General features: G+C 71.2%; 2 protein-coding genes. Both read left to right on the forward strand.

Going from position 1 to position 3,274, the window contains the following annotated elements; all coding sequences use genetic code 11:
• On the forward strand, positions 1-1,213 hold a 1,213-nt coding region (locus tag QN345_RS17075; RefSeq protein WP_323508937.1), incomplete at its 5' end, for an FAD-dependent oxidoreductase.
• 113 nt (positions 1,214-1,326) lie between these two features.
• Positions 1,327-3,228, forward strand: a complete 1,902-nt coding sequence (locus QN345_RS17080; protein ID WP_322137200.1) for a heavy metal translocating P-type ATPase — start codon at positions 1,327-1,329, stop codon at positions 3,226-3,228.
• Positions 3,229-3,274 lie beyond the last annotated feature (46 nt).

The raw sequence follows: 3,274 nt of genomic DNA on the forward strand, positions 1-3,274 counted from the left end.
GCCGGCCCCGCCCACCGCGGGCGGCCTCGCCGCGGCTGGGCTCGACCTCATCATCGCCGACGACGGGTCATACGAAGCCATGGACTACGTCTTCCCGCCGTACTACCTCGGCGACGCGTGCATGGTCCCGGCGGCCCGCGCACTCAAGGACGTCGTCTCCATCCCGGTGATGGCCGTCGGCAACCTCACCCCGGAGAACGCGGAGGCCGCCCTCGCCGCGGGCGACGCCGACTTCGCCGGCATCGGGCGCGGACTGATCGCGGATCCGGAGTGGGCGGGCAAGCTCACCGCGGGCGATCGCGCGGACATCCGCCCGTGCATCCGCTGCAACTCGATGTGCGTCGGCAACGCCTTCTTCGCCCTGCCGCTCGGCTGCGCCGTGAACCCCCAGGTCGGCTTCGAACGCGAACGCCGCGTCGAGAAGGCGGATGTCCTCAAACACGTCGTCGTGATCGGCGGCGGCCCCGGCGGACTCGAATCCGCACGGGTCGCCGCGCTCCGCGGCCACTCCGTCGACCTCTACGAGGCAGGGCCCCAGCTCGGCGGCGTGCTGCTGCCCGCGGCGACCCCGGAGTTCAAGAAGGAACTGCGTGCGATGATCGGCTGGTGGGAACGCCAGTTCACCCACCTCCCCGTGACCGTGCACCTCGACACGACCATCGACGCGGACTCCCTCGCGACGTTCGAGGCCGACGAGATCATCGTCGCGACCGGTTCTCTTCCGCTCCTGCCGCCCATCCCCGGCCTCGACGGTGCGAACGTGATCGACGTGCTCGACTTCCACCGTGGCGTCCCCGTCGGCCATAGTGTCGTCATCGCGGGTGGCGGCCTCTCGGGCTGCGACGCCGCCCTCGAACTCGCCGGACAGGGCTGCAACGTCACGATCGTCGAACTCGCCGACGAGCTCGCCCGAGACATGATCGTGATCAACCGGATCACCCTGCTGCGCGAACTCAGTGAGAAGGGCGTCCGGATCCTCACCGGGCACACCGTCACCTCCGTCGACGCCGACGGCCTCACCGCGACCGGCCCGGACGGCGCCGTGCACGTCACCGCGTCCACGGTGATCGCGGCCTTCGGGGTGCGTCCGAACACGGCGCTCACGCTCGCGCTCGAAGGGCGAGCCAACGTGCATCCGCTCGGCGACTGCGTGCACCCGGCCAAGGTCGGCGAGGCCATCAACGCGGCCTTCCTGACCGCGCTCGTGCTCTGAGACGCCCGCCCTCGAGACGGATGCCCGGCGCTCGTCGCCGGCCGGGCATCCGCCCCGGACAGGCGAGCCTCACCTTGCTGGCGGTGAACGGGGGACGGGACAAGACTTGAAGCATGTCCCGTCTGTTCGCCGCCGTACGGCGGTATCCGCTCGTCGCCGCGACCATCGTGCTCGGGGTGGTCGGAATCGGGCTCGCCCTCGCCGGCTTCGCCGACAGCCTGGCCTGGCTGTTCGGCGGTTTCGGCCTGTTCGTCGCCGCGATCTCGGCCGTGGGCATGGTCAAGCAGCTGCGCCACGGCAGTTTCGGCGTCGACCTGCTCGCGATCACCGCCATCGTCGCAACGGTGCTCGTCGGCGAGTACGTCGCGACCATCCTGATCGTGCTGATGCTCACCGGGGGCGCCGCCCTCGAAGACTTCGCCGTGAACCGTGCCAAGCGCGAACTCAACGCCCTGCTCAACCGGGCACCGCAGATCGCGCACCGCCTGAGATCCGCAGATGACCTGGCCGACGTCGAGGACCTGCCAGCCACGGCTGTGCAGCCGGGTGACCTCCTGCTCGTGCGCCCGGCCGAGATCGTTCCCGTCGACGGTGTGCTCGAGTCCGCCAGCGCGGCCTTCGACGAGTCCTCGCTGACCGGGGAGAGCCTCCCCGTTGAACGCAACAAGGGCGAGGGCATCCTCTCGGGGTCGATCAACGGCCAGGCCGCCGCCACCATCCGCGCAACCGCGACCGCGGCGAACAGCCAGTACCAGCAGATCGTGGCCCTCGTCGAGGAGGCCTCCGCGAGCAAGGCACCCGTCGTCCGGCTCGCCGACCGGTACGCGGTGCCGTTCACCGCGGTCGCCCTGTCCCTGGCTGCCCTCGCCTGGATCCTGACCGGTGAGCCGGTCCGCTTCGCCGAGGTGCTCGTCGTCGCCACCCCGTGCCCGCTGCTGATCTCTGCTCCGATCGCGTTCATGGGAGGCATGAGCCGCGCGGCGCGCAACGGAATCATCGTCAAGGGCGGCGGGGTGCTCGAAGCGCTGTCCCGCGCCAGGACCATCGTCTTCGACAAGACCGGAACCCTGACCCACGGCACCCCCGCCATCGCCAGGGTGCTGCCCGCCGCCGGCTTCGACGCCGACGAGGTGCTGGCGCTCGCCGCGTCCGCCGAACAGTACTCGTCACACGTGCTCGCGGCATCCGTGATCGCGGAGGCTCGCAGCCGCGGCCTCGAGCTCCTCGCGACCGCGACGGCGAGCGAGGTGCCTGCACACGGCGTCGTCGCCAGGCTCGACGGCCGCGAGGTGACCGTGGGCAAGCTCTCCTTCGTGGCGGAGACCGCGCCGGCGGCCGTCGCCGCCCCGCTCGACGGCGGGGAACTCGCCATCTACGTCGCCGTGGACGGGAGCTTCGCCGGCAGCATCGTCGCGAGCGACCAGCTGCGCGGCAATGCCCGCCAGACGATCGACGCCCTCGGGGAGCTCGGAATCCGCAACACGGTCATGCTCACCGGGGACGCCCGGCCGACGGCCGAGCACATCGCCGCGCTCGTGGGAATCACGAACGTCCAGGCCGACTGCCTGCCTGTCGACAAGGTCGAGGGCGTGCGGGCGATCACGGAGCGTCCGGTGATCATGGTCGGCGACGGTGTCAATGACGCTCCCGTGCTCGCGGTGGCGGATGTCGGCATCGCGATGGGCGCGCGCGGCGCGACCGCGGCGAGCGAGTCAGCAGACGTCGTCATCCTGATCGACGACCTCTCGCGCACGGCCAGGGCGGTCGCGATCGGGCAGGACACGATCCGGATCGCGTTGCAGAGCATCTGGATCGGTATCGCGCTGAGCCTGGTCCTGATGGTCTTCGCCGCGTTCGGGCTGATCCCGGCGACGATCGGGGCGCTCCTGCAGGAGCTCGTCGACCTCGCGACGATCCTCAACGCGCTCCGTGCGATCGGCGGGCGGCGGGATGCCGCGCTCGCTGCCGGGAGCGTACCGGTGCACCGCGAATCAGCGACGGCGCTCGCGCGCTGAGCCGCGGCATCCGCCCGCGCGGCGACACCGCCGCGACGGCCTAGCC

It is taken from the genome of Cryobacterium sp. 10I1 (assembly GCF_035019805.1).
Taxonomy (GTDB): Bacteria; Actinomycetota; Actinomycetes; order Actinomycetales; family Microbacteriaceae; genus Cryobacterium; species Cryobacterium glucosi.